This window comes from Streptomyces olindensis (assembly GCF_040645895.1).
In the GTDB taxonomy this organism is placed as follows: Bacteria; Actinomycetota; Actinomycetes; order Streptomycetales; family Streptomycetaceae; genus Streptomyces; species Streptomyces olindensis.
The window spans coordinates 46,345-60,452 of sequence record NZ_JBEYZD010000035.1 but is presented as its reverse complement, the minus strand read 5'-3'; the positions used below and the strand labels follow the sequence as shown (position 1 = coordinate 60,452).

Annotated in this window: 16 protein-coding genes; 6 read left to right on the top strand and 10 right to left on the bottom strand. The window is 70.7% G+C overall.

The genetic code is table 11. The features are described from left to right. The first annotated feature begins 91 nt into the window (after positions 1 to 91). On the top strand, positions 92 to 1,786 hold the full coding sequence (locus ABZ948_RS22925; RefSeq protein WP_359762301.1) for a threonine/serine exporter family protein: 1,695 nt from the start codon (positions 92 to 94) through the stop codon (positions 1,784 to 1,786). A gap of 30 nt (positions 1,787 to 1,816) precedes the next feature. On the opposite strand, the gene ABZ948_RS22920 is transcribed toward ABZ948_RS22925, so the two are convergent. Continuing rightward, entirely contained in the window at positions 1,817 to 2,710 is an 894-nt protein-coding gene (locus tag ABZ948_RS22920) for a DedA family protein (protein ID WP_359762299.1), read from the bottom strand. Between the two features lie 135 nt (positions 2,711 to 2,845). Here ABZ948_RS22920 and ABZ948_RS22915 point away from each other — a divergent pair, with 135 nt between their 5' ends. Next, positions 2,846 to 3,211, top strand: a complete 366-nt coding sequence (locus ABZ948_RS22915; RefSeq protein WP_031115903.1) for a YbjQ family protein — start codon at positions 2,846 to 2,848, stop codon at positions 3,209 to 3,211. Between the two features lie 16 nt (positions 3,212 to 3,227). Here the strand turns inward: ABZ948_RS22915 and ABZ948_RS22910 are convergent, their stop codons facing one another. Then, positions 3,228 to 3,989: a MerR family transcriptional regulator gene (locus tag ABZ948_RS22910; RefSeq protein WP_359762297.1), complete on the bottom strand. Its 762-nt coding sequence runs from the start codon at positions 3,987 to 3,989 to the stop codon at positions 3,228 to 3,230. 103 nt (positions 3,990 to 4,092) lie between these two features. On the opposite strand from ABZ948_RS22910, the gene ABZ948_RS22905 reads away from it, so the two are divergent. Both ABZ948_RS22905 and gad read left to right on the top strand, forming a co-directional pair. Next, a complete protein-coding gene (locus ABZ948_RS22905) occupies positions 4,093 to 5,379 on the top strand; it encodes an ion channel protein (protein WP_359762295.1) in 1,287 nt (428 codons plus the stop codon). Between the two features lie 28 nt (positions 5,380 to 5,407). Then, the gene (gene gad, locus ABZ948_RS22900) at positions 5,408 to 6,814 is read left to right on the top strand and encodes a glutamate decarboxylase (RefSeq protein WP_359762293.1); all 1,407 of its coding nucleotides are present in this window, start codon (positions 5,408 to 5,410) and stop codon (positions 6,812 to 6,814) included. Here the strand turns inward: gad and ABZ948_RS22895 are convergent, their stop codons facing one another. The 4 genes from ABZ948_RS22895 to ABZ948_RS22880 form a co-directional block, all read right to left on the bottom strand. Continuing rightward, positions 6,815 to 7,456, bottom strand: a complete 642-nt coding sequence (locus ABZ948_RS22895; protein WP_359762291.1) for a PadR family transcriptional regulator — start codon at positions 7,454 to 7,456, stop codon at positions 6,815 to 6,817. A 10-nt stretch (positions 7,457 to 7,466) separates the two neighbouring features. Next, complete coding sequence (locus ABZ948_RS22890) at positions 7,467 to 8,018, bottom strand: DinB family protein (protein ID WP_359762290.1); 552 nt, start codon at positions 8,016 to 8,018, stop codon at positions 7,467 to 7,469. Positions 8,019 to 8,086: 68 nt separating this feature from the next. After that, a complete protein-coding gene (locus ABZ948_RS22885) occupies positions 8,087 to 8,314 on the bottom strand; it encodes a DUF397 domain-containing protein (protein WP_359762288.1) in 228 nt (75 codons plus the stop codon). Then, the gene (locus tag ABZ948_RS22880; protein WP_359762286.1) at positions 8,307 to 9,104 is read right to left on the bottom strand and encodes a helix-turn-helix domain-containing protein; all 798 of its coding nucleotides are present in this window, start codon (positions 9,102 to 9,104) and stop codon (positions 8,307 to 8,309) included. Before ABZ948_RS22880 ends, ABZ948_RS22885 begins: the two co-directional genes overlap by 8 nt. A gap of 266 nt (positions 9,105 to 9,370) precedes the next feature. On the opposite strand from ABZ948_RS22880, the gene ABZ948_RS22875 reads away from it, so the two are divergent. Continuing rightward, a complete protein-coding gene (locus ABZ948_RS22875; protein ID WP_359762285.1) occupies positions 9,371 to 9,661 on the top strand; it encodes a hypothetical protein in 291 nt (96 codons plus the stop codon). Positions 9,662 to 9,687: 26 nt separating this feature from the next. On the opposite strand, the gene ABZ948_RS22870 is transcribed toward ABZ948_RS22875, so the two are convergent. After that, positions 9,688 to 11,151: an aldehyde dehydrogenase family protein gene (locus tag ABZ948_RS22870; protein WP_359762283.1), complete on the bottom strand. Its 1,464-nt coding sequence runs from the start codon at positions 11,149 to 11,151 to the stop codon at positions 9,688 to 9,690. Positions 11,152 to 11,241: 90 nt separating this feature from the next. After that, entirely contained in the window at positions 11,242 to 12,078 is an 837-nt protein-coding gene (locus ABZ948_RS22865) for a Sco1979 family transcriptional regulator (RefSeq protein WP_494487295.1), read from the bottom strand. 353 nt (positions 12,079 to 12,431) lie between these two features. Here ABZ948_RS22865 and ABZ948_RS22860 point away from each other — a divergent pair, with 353 nt between their 5' ends. Beyond that, entirely contained in the window at positions 12,432 to 12,926 is a 495-nt protein-coding gene (locus ABZ948_RS22860; protein ID WP_359762281.1) for an ATP-binding protein, read from the top strand. 92 nt (positions 12,927 to 13,018) lie between these two features. On the opposite strand, the gene ABZ948_RS22855 is transcribed toward ABZ948_RS22860, so the two are convergent. After that, entirely contained in the window at positions 13,019 to 13,237 is a 219-nt protein-coding gene (locus ABZ948_RS22855) for a DUF397 domain-containing protein (RefSeq protein WP_359762346.1), read from the bottom strand. A gap of 632 nt (positions 13,238 to 13,869) precedes the next feature. After that, complete coding sequence (gene rpsR, locus ABZ948_RS22850; RefSeq protein ID WP_114254543.1) at positions 13,870 to 14,103, bottom strand: 30S ribosomal protein S18; 234 nt, start codon at positions 14,101 to 14,103, stop codon at positions 13,870 to 13,872. Positions 14,104 to 14,108: the final 5 nt, after the last annotated feature.

Below are 14,108 nucleotides of genomic sequence, written 5' to 3'. Positions count from 1 at the left end.
ACGCTGCGCGTGCGGCCCGTTCGTCCGTGTGTGCGCATACTGAGGCTGAGGGGGTACTGAGGCTGACGTGTCGTACAGGGAGCGCCAGGCAGTGACGGACGCGGAGGACCGCAAGCCGAAGTCGGACGAGGCAAGGAGTGCGTTCCTGCCTCCGGGCGGGGCCGCCGTCGACGGGGACATGTCGACGACGTCGGAGTTCGCGATCCCCGAGGGGCTCGCCGTGCCCAAGGTGACCGGTACGGAGTCCGAGGTGACGTCCGAGTTCGCCCTGCCGGAGGGGCTGGACGTCTCGCAGGCGCCGGCGGCGGATCCGGAGGGGTCGGCGTTCACGCCGCCGAGCACCTACAGCTCGAAGCACGCCCCGTCGGCCTTCACGCCGCCGACCGGGATCCCCGTGGTCAGCCTGACCAAGGACGTGCCCTGGCAGGACCGGATGCGCACCATGCTGCGCATGCCGGTGGCGGAGCGGCCGGCGCCGGAGACGGTCCAGCGCGGCGACGAATCGGGGCCCGCGGTTCCCCGCGTGCTGGACCTGACGCTGCGTATCGGCGAGTTGCTGCTGGCGGGCGGTGAGGGCGCCGAGGACGTGGAGACGGCGATGTTCGCCGTGTGCCGGTCCTACGGCCTGGACCGCTGCGAGCCCAACGTCACCTTCACACTGCTGGCGATCTCCTACCAGCCGTCACTGGTCGACGATCCGGTCACGGCGTCGCGGACCGTGCGCCGCAGAGGGACCGACTACACGCGGCTGGCGGCCGTGTACCAGCTGGTGGACGACCTCAGCGACGACGAGACGGCGGTCTCCCTGGAGGAGGCCTACCGGCGGCTCGCGGAGATCCGCCGTAACCGGCACCCCTACCCGGGCTGGGCGCTGACCGGTGCGAGCGGGCTGCTGGCGGGTGCGGCTTCCGTGCTCGTCGGCGGTGACCTGATCGTGTTCGTCGCGGCGGCGCTGGGCGCCATGCTCGGCGACCGGCTGGCGTGGCTCTGCGCCGGGCGCGGGCTGCCGGAGTTCTACCAGTTCACGGTGGCCGCGATGCCGCCGGCCGCGATCGGGGTCGCGCTGACGCTGGGCCATGTGGACGTGAAGGCGTCCGCGGTCATCACCGGTGGGCTGTTCGCGCTGCTGCCCGGGCGGGCGCTGGTGGCGGGCGTGCAGGACGGGCTGACCGGCTTCTACATCACCGCGTCGGCGCGGCTGCTGGAGGTCCTGTACTTCTTCGTGGGCATCGTCGCGGGTGTGCTGATGGTGCTGTACTTCGGCGTGCAGCTGGGGGCGCGGCTGAACCCGGACGCGGCGCTCGGGGTGTCCGACGACCCGGTGATGCTGATCGGGGCGTCGATGCTGCTGTCGCTGGCGTTCGCGGTACTGCTTCAGCAGGAACGATCCACCGTGGTGTGGGTGACGCTGAACGGGGGTGTCGCGTGGATCGTGTACGGCGCGATGCACTACGCGGGGGACATCTCGCCGGTGGCGTCCACGGCGGCGGCCGCGGGGCTGGTGGGGCTGTTCGGGCAGTTGCTGTCCCGGTACCAGTTCGCTTCCGCGCTGCCCTACACGACCGCGGCGATCGGGCCCTTGCTGCCCGGTTCCGCGACGTACTTCGGGCTGCTGGCCATCGCGCAGAACAAGGTGGACGCGGGGCTGGTGTCGCTGTCGAAGGCGGTGGCTCTGGCCATGGCCATCGCCATCGGGGTGAATCTGGGGTCCGAGATCTCGCGGATGTTCCTGCGGATCGGGTCCGCGGAGAAGCGGCGCGCCGCCAAGCGGACCAGGGGCTTCTAGCTCCGCCGGCGGCTGCGGCCGCTGCGTGGGTCAGTAGCCGCCGTTGTAGGGCTGCTGGTTCCCCTGCTGCGTGCCGTACGGCTGCTGACCGCCGTAGCCCGGGCCCTGGGGGTACTGGCCGTAGTACTGCCGGTCGTCGTAGCCGTTCTGGTTGCCGTAGCCGTTCTGGTTGCCGTACGGGGGCTGCTGCTGCGGCTGCTGGTGGGGCGGGCGGTCGTCCGGGGCGATGCGGCGGAGCTGGGTCGTCGCGTCGTCCATGACCGGGATGTGGGGCTGGGTCGCGGCGGGGTCCTGCGCCGCGGCGCGCTTCTTCTTCGACCGCTCGCGCAGGTACTCGATGATGATCGGGACGACGGAGACGAAGACGATCAGGACGAGGATCGCCTCGACGTTCTTCTTGATGAAGCCGATCTGGCCGAGCCAGTAGCCCGCGAGGGTGACGCCGGTGCCCCAGGCGATGCCGCCGATGACGTTGTACGTGAAGAACGTGCGGTACTTCATGCGGCCGGCGCCGGCGACGATGGGGGCGAAGGTCCGCACGATCGGGACGAAGCGGGCCAGGACGATCGCCTTGGGGCCGTACTTCTCCATGAACTCGTGGGCCTTGTCCAGGTTCTCCTGCTTGAACAGCTTGGAGTTGGGCCGGTTGAACAGCTTCGGGCCCAGGAACTTGCCGATCATGTAGCCCACTTGGTCGCCGACGACGGCGGCGATCACGATCAGCGTGCACACCAGCCACAGCGGCTGGGTGATGTAGGTGCCCTCGGCCACGAAGAGGCCCGCCGTGAACAGCAGGGAGTCACCCGGGAGGAACGCGAAGAGTCCGGACTCCGCGAAGACGATCAGCAGGATGCCGGGCAGGCTGAAGGTCTCGATCAGATAGTTCGGGTCGAGCCACTCGGGGCCGAGCGCAAGCGTGGTCACGGGGATGTGGCTCCTGCTGCTGTGAGATGCGGGCTGGGGCTGGTTGCCTCAAAGTATCAACGCAGCCGTCAGGACCCAGGTTCCATGGGGGTACCCAGAATGCACTGTGGGTCCCCCCGGAGAAAGCTGAGAAGCATGGGCATCGATGAATACGGTGGCGGGCAGGGCCCTCAGCCCGATGTGCTCGTCGTCACCACGAACGACGTACCCGGCTACCGCGTGCAGGAGGTTCTCGGCGAGGTCTTCGGCCTGACCGTGCGCTCCCGGCACGTGGGCAGCCAGATCGGCGCCGGGCTGAAGTCGATGGTCGGCGGCGAGCTGCGCGGGCTCACCAAGACCCTCGTGCAGACCCGCAACCAGGCCATGGAGCGACTCGTCGAACAGGCACGCGCGCGTGGTGCCAACGGCGTGCTCGCGTTCCGGTTCGACGTCACGTCGGCGGCGGACGTGGGCACCGAGGTGTGCGCGTACGGCACGGCGGTGGTGCTGGCCCGGGAGTGAGGTCCCGGGCCGGCGATCAGCGGGTGTGGCGGGCGGCGTTCGCGGCGATCGCGTCCCTGAGGTGCTCGGCGAGGCCGGGGCGCATCGACTCGTAGAACGCCTTGAAGCGCTCGTCGGAGACGTACATCTCGCCCAGGCCGCGGTGGATGTCGTAGGAGCACTCGTAGTACCAGGTGCAGATGTGCTGCCGGTGCTCCTCCGCCAGGGCCATGGCCGCCTCGCCGGCGGGCGGTTCGCTGGCGGCCATCAGGGCGCCGTAGCGCTCGCCCCAGTCGGCGCTCTGGTCCTGGATCCGCTGCCAGTCCTCCTTGGTGTAGCGGGCGACGCGGCGCTGCGACTCGGCGTACTGGTCGGTGCCGCCCCAGCGCGCTTCCGCCTCGTCGGCGTACCGCTCCGGGTCCTTGTCCCCGAAGACCTCGAACTTCTCCTCGGGCGTGAGGTTGATGCCCATCGTGCGTGCCTCCATGGCGTGCTCCACGGCCGCCGCCATCTTTGTCAGCCGCTCGATCCGGGCGGTCAGCAGGTCGTGCTGCCGGCGCAGGTGGGCGCGCGGGTCCGCCTCCGGGTCGTCGAGCAGGACGGCGACCTCGTCGAGGGGGAAGCCGAGCTCCCGGTAGAACAGGATCTGCTGCAGCCGGTCGAGGTCCGCGTCGCCGTAGCGCCGGTGGCCCGCGTGGCTGCGCTCGCTCGGGACGAGCAGGCCGATGGCGTCGTAGTGGTGCAGGGTGCGCACCGTGACGCCGGCGAAGCCCGCGACCTGTCCCACGGAGTAGCTCACTTCCGCTCCCTTCTTCCTCTCGCGCTCCACGGTCGGGCCTCACGTCGCGTGAGGTGCAAGCGTGTTTCCCGTTTGTGCCGTTTGATCCCTTTATCGTGTGCCCGTGGTCCAGGACAGCGAGCAGCGGGCGCCCTCCGTCACCCCCGCGACCCCCGCGCGCGTGCTGCTGCCGTCGATCCTGCCCGCCGTGGCGGTCGGGGTGCTCTCCTGCCTGGTCCTGGTGGGGGTGAGCGTCGCCGCCGAGGAGCTCCAGGACCTGCTGTGGGGGCCGCTGCCGGACGCGCTGGGGATCGGCCGGTACTCCGTGGTGTGGATGTTCGTGATGCTGGTCGCGACCGGTGCGGCGGTCGGGCTGGTGGTGTGGAAGGTGCCGGGGCACGCCGGCCCCGATCCGGCCACCGTCGGTCTGGACGCGCCCGTCCTGCCGCCCGTGGTGCTGCCGGGGCTGCTGCTGGCGACCGCGCTGATGCTGGCCGGCGGGCCCAGCCTCGGTCCCGAGAACCCGATCATCGCCGTGAACGTCGGCCTGGCGGTCTGGCTGGGCGGCCGGGCCCTGCCCCGCGCCCCGGGCCGGATGTGGCCGGCCCTGGCGGAGGCGGCGACGATCGGCGCGCTGTTCGGCACCCCCGTGGCGGCCGCCCTGGTGATCTCCGAGGCGCTGGCCCGGGAGGAGACCCGCGGCCTGCTGTGGGACAACCTCTTCGCGCCGCTGACCGCCGCGGCGGCCGGTGCCCTGACCGCCACCCTCGTCGAGCACCCGAGCTTCGACCTGGACCTGCCGTCCTTCGGGCGGCCGGGCTGGGGCGACCTGGCGGCGGCGCTCGTGGTGGCCTCGGCGGGCGCGCTGCTCGGCATGGGCGCCGTGCGCGCCTTCCCCTACGTCCACGGGGCCTTCCGGCGGCTGCGGCACCCGATGCTGATGCTCCCGGCGGGCGGGGCCGTGCTGGGCGTGCTGGCGGCCCTCGGCGGCCATCTGACGCTGTTCAAGGGGCTCGACGAGATCGCCGTGCTGGCGCACGACCCTCAGGGGCGGTCGGCCGGGGAGTTCGCCGTCCTGACGGTGGTGAAGCTGGCCGCGCTGGTGGTCGCCGCCTCCTGCGGATTCCGCGGCGGGCGCATCTTCCCGGCCGTGTTCGCCGGCACCGCCCTCGGTCTGTGCGCGCACGCCCTGGTGTCCGGGGTGCATCCCTCGGTGGGGGTGTCGGCCGGGGTGCTCGGGGTGCTGCTGGCCATCACCCGGCAGGGCTGGGTGAGCCTCTTCGTCGCCGCGGTGCTGGTCGCCTCGCCGGGGGTCATCGCCCTGCTCTGCATCGCCTCGCTGCCGGCCTGGCTGCTGGTGACGGGCCGGCCGCAGATGCAGCTGCGCCCGGACGGCACACCGGTCCGATAACCCGCCCATCCCCTTTACGGAGGCTCCCTTGCCGCTCAACGAAGGCCCCCGCCGGCCCGGCGGACACCGCCTGTCCGTCAATCCCTTCTACGGCCCGGCCAACCCGGTCGGCGACATGGCCGAGGCCCCGCCCACGCACCGGCTCCCCGACCGGCCGATGGCCCCGGCCACCGCCCACCAGCTGGTGCGCGACGAGCTGATGCTCGACGGCAACGCCCGGCTGAACCTCGCCACCTTCGTCACCACCTGGATGGAGCCGGAGGCAGGGGTGCTGATGGCGGAGTGCCGGGACAAGAACATGATCGACAAGGACGAGTACCCGCGCACGGCCGAGCTGGAGCGGCGCTGCGTGGCGATGCTGGCCGACCTGTGGCACGCGCCCGATCCGGCGGCGGCCGTGGGGTGCTCGACGACCGGGTCGAGCGAGGCGTGCATGCTCGCCGGGATGGCCCTGAAGCGGCGCTGGGCGCGGCGCAACGCCGACCGGTACCCCGGGGCCCGGCCCAACCTGGTGATGGGCGTCAACGTGCAGGTCTGCTGGGAGAAGTTCTGCACCTTCTGGGAGGTGGAGGCCCGGCTGGTGCCCATGGAGGGCGACCGGTTCCACCTGGACCCGCAGGCCGCCGCCGAGCTGTGCGACGAGAACACCATCGGGGTCGTCGGCATCCTGGGCTCCACGTTCGACGGCTCCTACGAGCCGGTCGCCGAGCTGTGCGCCGCGCTGGACGCACTGCGGGAACGGACCGGGCTGGACGTCCCGGTGCACGTGGACGGGGCGTCCGGCGCCATGGTCGCGCCGTTCCTCGACGAGGACCTGGTGTGGGACTTCCGGCTCCCGAGGGTGGCGTCCATCAACACCTCGGGGCACAAGTACGGGCTGGTCTACCCGGGCGTCGGCTGGGCGCTGTGGCGGGACGCGGAGGCGCTGCCGGAGGAGCTGGTGTTCCGGGTGAACTACCTGGGCGGTGACATGCCGACCTTCGCGCTGAACTTCTCCCGGCCGGGCGCGCAGGTCGTGGCGCAGTACTACACGTTCCTGCGGCTGGGCCGGGACGGCTACCGGGCCGTGCAGCAGGCCGCGCGGGACGTGGCCACGGGGCTGGCCGCGCGGGTCGAGGCGCTCGGCGACTTCCGGCTGCTGACCCGGGGCGACCAGCTGCCGGTGTTCGCCTTCACGACCGCGCCGGACGTCACCGCCTACGACGTCTTCGACGTGTCCCGGCGGCTGCGCGAGAGCGGCTGGCTGGTGCCCGCGTACACCTTCCCGCCGCACCGCGAGGACCTGTCCGTGCTGCGGGTGGTGTGCCGCAACGGCTTCTCCGCCGACCTCGCCGACCTGCTCGCCCAGGACCTGGAACGGCTGCTGCCGGAACTGCGCCGCCAGCCGCGCCCCCTCACCCGGGACAAGGACGCGGCGACCGGGTTCCATCACTGATCAGAGCGCGTCCCCGGGATGCCGCTCGCCCGTCGCGTACGGGTTCTCCTCGTCCTCGGCCAGCACGCCGACGAACGGCTCCCCCTCGTCGGCGAAGGTGTAGGCGCCGCCCTCGATGCGCCGGATCAGGCCGCGGGTCCACTCGGCCTCGGAGTCGGCCGTGTGGACCCACATGTTCATGATCTCGCCGATGTGGCCGAGCCCGGCGGGCCCCTCCTCGGGCACGTAGTCCTTCAGGACGGAGGCCCGCCACTGCTCGATCCGCAGCGTGCGCTCCCTGAGCAGCGCGACCGCCTCCGCCCTCGGCAGGTCGACGATGAAGCCGACCGCGGCCGTCTTCACGTCCCCGCGCTGGTCGTAGGTGACCAGCGCCTCCCGCAGCAGCCGGAAGTACTCGTCGGTGCCCTGCTCGGTGATCTCGTACTCCGTGCGCGGTGGGCCGCCGGCCGTGGAGGGAGCAATCTCGTGCGCGTGCAGCAGCCCCTGCTTCGCCATCTGCTTCAGGGCGTGGTAGATCGATCCCGGCTTGGCGTGGGACCACTCGTGCGCGCCCCAGTACTCCAGGTCGTTGCGCACCTGGTAGCCGTGGGCCCGCCCGTGCATGCGCACCGCGCCGAGCACGAGGAGTCGGATCGCTGACATGCGGTCCAGGTTAGGCCGCGGCGGTCACCCGCTGTTCCTCGGCCACGAGCTCGAAGGCCGCCCTGCCGTCCAGCGACTCGCGGATGATGTCGGCGTGTCCCGCGTGCCGGGCCGTCTCGCGGATCAGGTGGAGACAGAGCCAGCGCATCGAGACGCGCCCGTCCGGCGGGAACCAGGGCTGGGCCGGCAGGGCGAAGGTGTCGTCGAGGCTCGGCACCGAGCGGATGAAGTCCTCCGTCTCGGCGGCGACCCGCTCCCAGTACGCCAGCTGCGCGGCGAGGGTCTCGCCCTCGACCAGCCGGAAGCACTCGTGCCAGTTGTCCTGGTCGCGCACGACGGCCGGCGGCTCGCCCTTGGCCAGGGACACCCACAGCTGCTCGACCTCGGCGACGTGCTTCACCAGCCCCGCGAGGGACAGCTCGCTCGCGCTGGGGCGGGAGCCCGCCTGCTCGTCCGTCAGCCCGAGCACGGCACGGCGGATGCCGCCGCGCTGCTCGGCGATGAAGGACAGGAGCGCTCCGCGCTCGTCGCCGTGCGCCTCCGCGGGAACGTGAGTGACCATGACCGCCGCCTTTCGTCGGGCCCGGGGGCCTCTCCCCCTGACACCGACGACGCTACGAGGGCTTGCGGTCAGCTTCTGTCCGCAACGGACCCGTCCTTCAGTGCCGTGACGAACGACGACCACGCGGGCGCCGGGACGATCACGGCGGGGCCGTGGGGGTTCTTGGAGTCGCGGACCGGTATGCCGGAGGGGTGGGTATCGAGGACTTCCAGGCAGCTACCGGCGTTGTTGTCGCTGTACGACGACTTGCGCCAGCCGCGCAGCGCGGCCGCGTTCGGGATGGTGTGCTCAGTCATGCTGCCCATACTCCTTCGCAGTGGCCCTGAGCAGGGCCAGTGAGTCCTTCATCGGCATTGCGTCACTCAGCGCGAGATAGTAGCGATGCTGCAACTGTCGGACCATGGACGGGGAGTCGTGCAACTTCCCCATATATCCGCCCTCGGTGTACGCCAGCGGCGGCTGGTCTTCGAACGACATCAGCGTGAGCATGCTGTGCACCAGCGGATGATGACCCACCCCAAACGGCAGCACATGTACCCGGATACGTCCAGCCTCCGCGAGACCAACGACGTGCATGAACTGCTCGGCCATGACATCCCCGTCGGCCACGGGACGGCGCAGCAGCGTCTCGTCCAAAAGCGCCCACACTACGGGACTCACGGGGTCTTCGAGGATCCTTGCGCGCTCCAGGCGTGTGACAACGCGCCTGTCACACTCCTCTTCACTCACAGGGGGGAACGCCGCGCCCAGAACCGCACGCGCGTACCTTTTCGTCTGGAGGATGCCCGGGAAGTACGCCAGGGCGAACTCGTGGATGGACGACGCCTGTTGTTCGAGTACGCGCACCCTCTCGAAGTACTCGGCGATCGATACGTCATCGTCCTGCGGCAGGAAGCTGCTGAGCACGTTTCCCGTGTTCAGGGCCATGTCGAGGCGCCGCGCGTCCTCCTTCGACGGCACCCGCCGCCCCGCCTCGATGTGGGCGATGTGCGAACGCGTCATGATCGCCCGGTCCGCCAACTGCTGCTGCGTCAGGCCCGCCGCCTCGCGCTGTTCCTTGAGCCAGTCGCCGTAGATCGTGCCCATCGGATCAACTCCCTTGTGACAAAAGCTCTGTCACCTGCGTCTCTCTGGCGAGGCTAGCCCGACCGGCGTCAGAGTGTGAGCGGTTCGCTACACAAAGCGAGACCGCCGAACACAGGGAGTTGATGACAGGTGAGGGTTCTGCGCGCGATCGGGCGGACCGTCCGCCATATGGGACGTCATGTCCCGCGCTCGGCGCCGACGGCGGTGCCGCCGGGGATCGGCCTCGGCTCGCTGGGCATGCCCGTGCGGGAGACGAGGGGGAGGAAGTGACGGGCGGCGGCGAGGCCGAGACCCGGCTGCTGCCCTGGGCCGGCACGGGCGGCAAGCCCTGCTATCTCGTGACCGACGGGACCGGACACGTCTCCCGGGTCGCCGACACCGTCGAGAGCGTGCAGCTCGGCATGGCCGGTGGTCTCCTCGACCACGCGGCCGACATGCTCGCCGACCCGGGGGCGACGCCCGCGCAACTCCGCTTCCTGCTCGCCCGGATGAGCGAGGCACTCACGGACGTCCGCAGGATCGCGGAGAGCCGCGGTGCCCGCCTCCCCCAGTCGTAGAAGGACGGAGCGATGTCGGAACGCCGTCAGAACGGGAAGCCGCTCCGGCCGTGCTGCACCGAGATCCACTTGGTCGTGGTGAACGAGTCCAGCATCGTGTCGCCGTTGAGCCGGCCGAGGCCCGAGTGCTTCTCGCCGCCGAACGGCACGATCGGCTCGTCGTGCACGGTGCCGTCGTTCACGTGGAACATGCCCGTGTCGATCTGCTTGGCGAACGCGACGCCCCGCTCGACGTTCCCGGTGTGGACGGCGCCGCTCAGGCCGTACGGGGTGTCGTTGACGAGGCGTACGGCCTCCTCCTCGCCGTCGAACGGGACGAGGAAGGCGACCGGGCCGAAGACCTCCTGCCGCAGCAGGGCCGAGTCGGCGGGCAGCCCGGTCAGGACCGAGGGCTCGACGAGGTTGTCGGTGCGGCCGCCGCGCACCAGGGCCGTGGCGCCCTCGGCGAGGGCCTGTTCGACCACGCCCGCGACGGCGTCCGCCTGCGAGGAGTTGATGACCGGGCCGATGACGGTCTGCGGGTCGCGCGGGTCGCCCGCCTTGAGGGTCTTCACCTTGGCGACGAACTTCTCGGTGAACTCGTCGGCGATCGACCGGTCGACCAGGACGCGGTTGGCGGCCATGCAGACCTGGCCCTGGTGGACGTACCGACTGAAGACCGCCGCGTCGACCGCGTAGTCGACGTCGGCGTCGTCGAGGACCACCAGCGCGCTGTTGCCGCCCAGTTCGAGGACGGCCCGCTTGAACTGGCGGGCGCAGACGGTCGCCACGTGCCGGCCGACCTGGTCGGAGCCGGTGAAGGAGATGACCTTGGGGACCGGGTGCTCGATGAAGGCGTCGCCGATCTCCGCGATGTCGGTGATGACGACGTTCAGCAGACCGCCGGGCAGCCCCGCGTCCTCGAAGATCTTCGCCACCAGCGAGCCGCCGACGACCGGGGTGTTCTGGTGCGGCTTGAGGACCACGGCGTTGCCCAGCGCGAGCGCCGGGGCGACGGACTTGATCGACAGCAGGAACGGGAAGTTGAAGGGGCTGATCACGCCCACCACCCCGACCGGCACGCGGTAGACGCGGTTCTCCTTGCCGTCCACCGGGGAGGGGATGATCCGGCCCTCGGGGGCCAGCGCCAGGTGCACCGCCTCGCGCAGGAACTCCTTGGCGAGGTGCAGCTCGAAGGCGGCCTTCAGGCGCGTGCCGCCGAGCTCGGCGATGATGGCCTCGGAGATCTCCGCCTCGCGCTCCTCGATCAGCCTGAGGGCCTTCTCGAAGACGGCGCGACGGGCGTACGGGTTGGTCTCGGCCCACTGCTTCTGGGCGCGGGCGGCGGCCCGGTACGCCTGGTCGACCTCGTCGGCCGTGGCTATGGTGATCGACGCCAGCTTCTCGTCGTCGTACGGGTTGAAGTCGATGATGTCCCAGGAGCCGGTGCCCGGGCGCCATTCACCGTCGATGTACTGCTGTGCAAGGTCGGTGAAGCAGGACGACGACATGTGATCCCTCGATCCCTAGCAGACCCTCGATCGCGCCTTCACGATCTGATCACATGTCATCGTACTGATGTTTAAGGCGAGTTGGGGGCTTCAGGAGAGTTGGAGGAGCCCCCGGAGGAGATCCCGGCTCTCCGAGGGGCCCGGGCTGTCGCTCTGGAGCTCCTTCAGGGCCTTCTCGTACTGGGCGACGTCCTCGGGCTTGTCCAGGTACAGCGCGCTGGTGAGCTGCTCCAGGTAGACGACGTCCGAGAGGTCGGACTCCGGGAAGCTCAGGATCGTGAACGCGCCGCTCTCGCCGGAGTGGCCGCCGAGGCTGAACGGCATCACCTGCAGGCGCACGTTCGGCCGCTCGGAGATCTCGATGAGGTGCTGGAGCTGGCCGCGCATCACCTCGCGGTCGCCGTACGGGCGGCGCAGCGCGGCCTCGTCCAGGATGATGTGGAAGTCGGGCGCGCTCTCGTCGACGAGGTACTTCTGCCGCTCCAGGCGCAGCGCCACGCGCCGCTCGACGTCGGCCTCGCTGGCGCCCTGCATGCCGCGCCGGACCACCGCGTGCGCGTACGCCTCGGTCTGCAGCAGGCCGTGCACGAACTGCACCTCGTAGGCCCGGATCAGCGAGGCGGCGCCCTCCAGGCCGACGTAGGTGGGGAACCAGCTGGGCAGCACGTCCGAGTAACTGTGCCACCAGCCCGCGACGTTGGCCTCCTTCGCCAGGGACAACAGCGAGGCGCGCTCCTGCTCGTCGGTGATGCCGTACAGGGTCAGCAGGTCCTCGACGTCTCTGGTCTTGAAGCTCACCCGGCCCAACTCCATCCGGCTGATCTTCGACTCGGAGGCGCGGATCGAATAGCCCGCCGCCTCGCGCGTGATGCCCCGCGCCTCACGCAGTCGCCTGAGTTGTGATCCGAGCAGCATGCGCCGCACCACCGATCCCGGCTCTCCCGCGCTCACGTTCGCCAGCCTCCCCAACGTCTTCAGGGGCCGAAGTCTGCCACTAAAACACTCCGAGCAGTACTCGTCCGGTTACGGAAACGGAATCGGGCCAGGGGACGCACGCGCGTGGAATCCAGTAAGGAGGCAAGTGAACGGCCGGACGGGGACGTGAAGATGACGGAAAAATTGACCAACAAGCGGTACGGGACGCCCCATTCCGGTCAGCTGCACGTGCATCTGCCCTTGCATCTGCTGTACGCATCCGAAACCATGGTCCCGCACCACCGCCGCATCGCACCGACCGCGAATTCCCGGGAGTGCCTCGCATGGGGACGAATGGATCGACCATGCTCGAGCCGTTACGGCAGGGCCTTCCGCCGCTGGATCCCGCGGCCGTGTCCGACGCCGCCTCCTGCGCGCTGCCCGCGCGCTACGAAGCGGTGCGCGAGGCCCGGCAGTTCACCCGCAGGACCCTGGACCAGTGGGACATGGGCGACCGGTTCGACGACGTCTGCCTGGTGGTCTCGGAGCTCGTCACCAACGCCCTGCGGCACGGCCTGCCGGCGAGCGGCCGGTGTGCCGCCGGCCAGGAGCCTCCGGTACGGCTGCATCTGATGCGGTGGACCGAGCGTCTGGTGTGCGCGGTGCGCGACCCCAGTCACGACAGCCCCGTCGCCCGGGAGACCGACGACTTCTCGGCCGAGTCGGGCCGCGGGCTGTTCCTCGTCGACTCCTTCAGCGACAGCTGGGGCTGGCACCCGCTCGCGGGCGCGCTCAGCGGCAAGGTGGTCTGGGCGCTGTTCCGGCTGCCCCGGGCCGGATCGGGACCGCACGGGGAATGAGAAGGCCGCGGCGCTTCCTGGCGCCGCGGTTCTACGCGCGTCACGGCGCGCGCCGCTGCCGGTGGCCCGGATACCCGGGGCCCGTCCGGCGGTCAGCCGCCGACCAGGTGGTCGAACTCGCCGTCCTTCACGCCGAGCAGCATCGCCTCGATCTCCGCGCGGGTGTAGACCAGCGCGGGCCCGTCGGGGAAACGCGAGTTGCGCACGGCCACGTCACCGCCCGGCAGCCGGGCGAACTCCACGCACGAGCCCTGCGAGTTGCTGTGCCGGCTCTTCTGCCAGGCCACACCGTGCAGCCTGGCGGCCGCCATCCCGTTGTACACGTCGTGGTCCACAGGTCGCTCCCCGGTGGTGCACTGGCTGGTGTGGCCATTGATGCAGTGGTCAACTGACCCGGATCATAGCCCTGTTCATGTGCAGATGCATGGGCAGATGCACGTGCACGCGGGGTGGTCCCGTGGTTACAGCTTTGACGACCGCTTTACCGAAGCTCTTGCCTGTTTGACGGCGCCTGCCCGCCGGGCGTTCCCGGAAGCCCGCGCCGAAGTCGGGGGGTTCGGCGGAGGTCCGGTGGAGGCGGAGCATCCGCTCGGTGGCGGGAGCGGGCGGCTGTGCGGCTCGGGAAGGGCCGGCCGGCCGTCGTAACGGAAGCGGTGGACACCGGCCGGGAGCAGGGAGAAATGGGCCGTGCGCAGGACCGGGAGGTCGTCCGGGGAGCCGGTGCCGGGGTCGGACCATCGCCGGATCCCCGGTGCGCGCACGGCACGTGACGGCCCGTACGACGGGACTGCGTGGCGGTCCGCCGGATGTCCGGGGCACGGCGCCGACCGGGCACGCAGCCGGTCCGGAGGCGTCCCGGGGGCGGGCGCGCGGACCGGCCGTTCCACGGTCAGAAGGTCCCCCACGCGTCAAGCGTGGGGAACCTCACCCGGACGAATCGCGCTCAGCGGCTGGAGTACGGCAGCAGCGCCATCTCGCGGGCGTTCTTGATGGCCCGGGCCAGCTGCCGCTGCTGCTGGGCGGAGACGCGGGTGACGCGGCGGCTGCGGATCTTGCCGCGGTCGGAGATGAACTTCCGCAGCAGGTCGGTGTCCTTGTAGTCGATGTAGGTGATGCCCGCCTGGTCCAGGGGGTTGGGCCGGTTCTTGGCGGGCTTGCGCTCGGGCTTGCGGGGCATGTCGG

What these genes read in the sequence shown, in the direction of transcription:
- ABZ948_RS22915 (WP_031115903.1), top strand. Translation starts at nt 2,846, where the DNA reads ATGGGCATCGATGAATACGGTGGCGGGCAGGGCCCTCAGCCCGATGTG.
- ABZ948_RS22895 (WP_359762291.1), bottom strand. Translation starts at nt 7,456, where the DNA reads ATGTCAGCGATCCGACTCCTCGTGCTCGGCGCGGTGCGCATGCACGGG.
- ABZ948_RS22890 (WP_359762290.1), bottom strand. Translation starts at nt 8,018, where the DNA reads ATGGTCACTCACGTTCCCGCGGAGGCGCACGGCGACGAGCGCGGAGCG.
- ABZ948_RS22885 (WP_359762288.1), bottom strand. Translation starts at nt 8,314, where the DNA reads ATGACTGAGCACACCATCCCGAACGCGGCCGCGCTGCGCGGCTGGCGC.
- ABZ948_RS22880 (WP_359762286.1), bottom strand. Translation starts at nt 9,104, where the DNA reads ATGGGCACGATCTACGGCGACTGGCTCAAGGAACAGCGCGAGGCGGCG.
- ABZ948_RS22870 (WP_359762283.1), bottom strand. Translation starts at nt 11,151, where the DNA reads ATGTCGTCGTCCTGCTTCACCGACCTTGCACAGCAGTACATCGACGGT.
- ABZ948_RS22860 (WP_359762281.1), top strand. Translation starts at nt 12,432, where the DNA reads ATGCTCGAGCCGTTACGGCAGGGCCTTCCGCCGCTGGATCCCGCGGCC.
- ABZ948_RS22855 (WP_359762346.1), bottom strand. Translation starts at nt 13,237, where the DNA reads ATGGCGGCCGCCAGGCTGCACGGTGTGGCCTGGCAGAAGAGCCGGCAC.
- rpsR (WP_114254543.1), bottom strand. Translation starts at nt 14,103, where the DNA reads ATGCCCCGCAAGCCCGAGCGCAAGCCCGCCAAGAACCGGCCCAACCCC.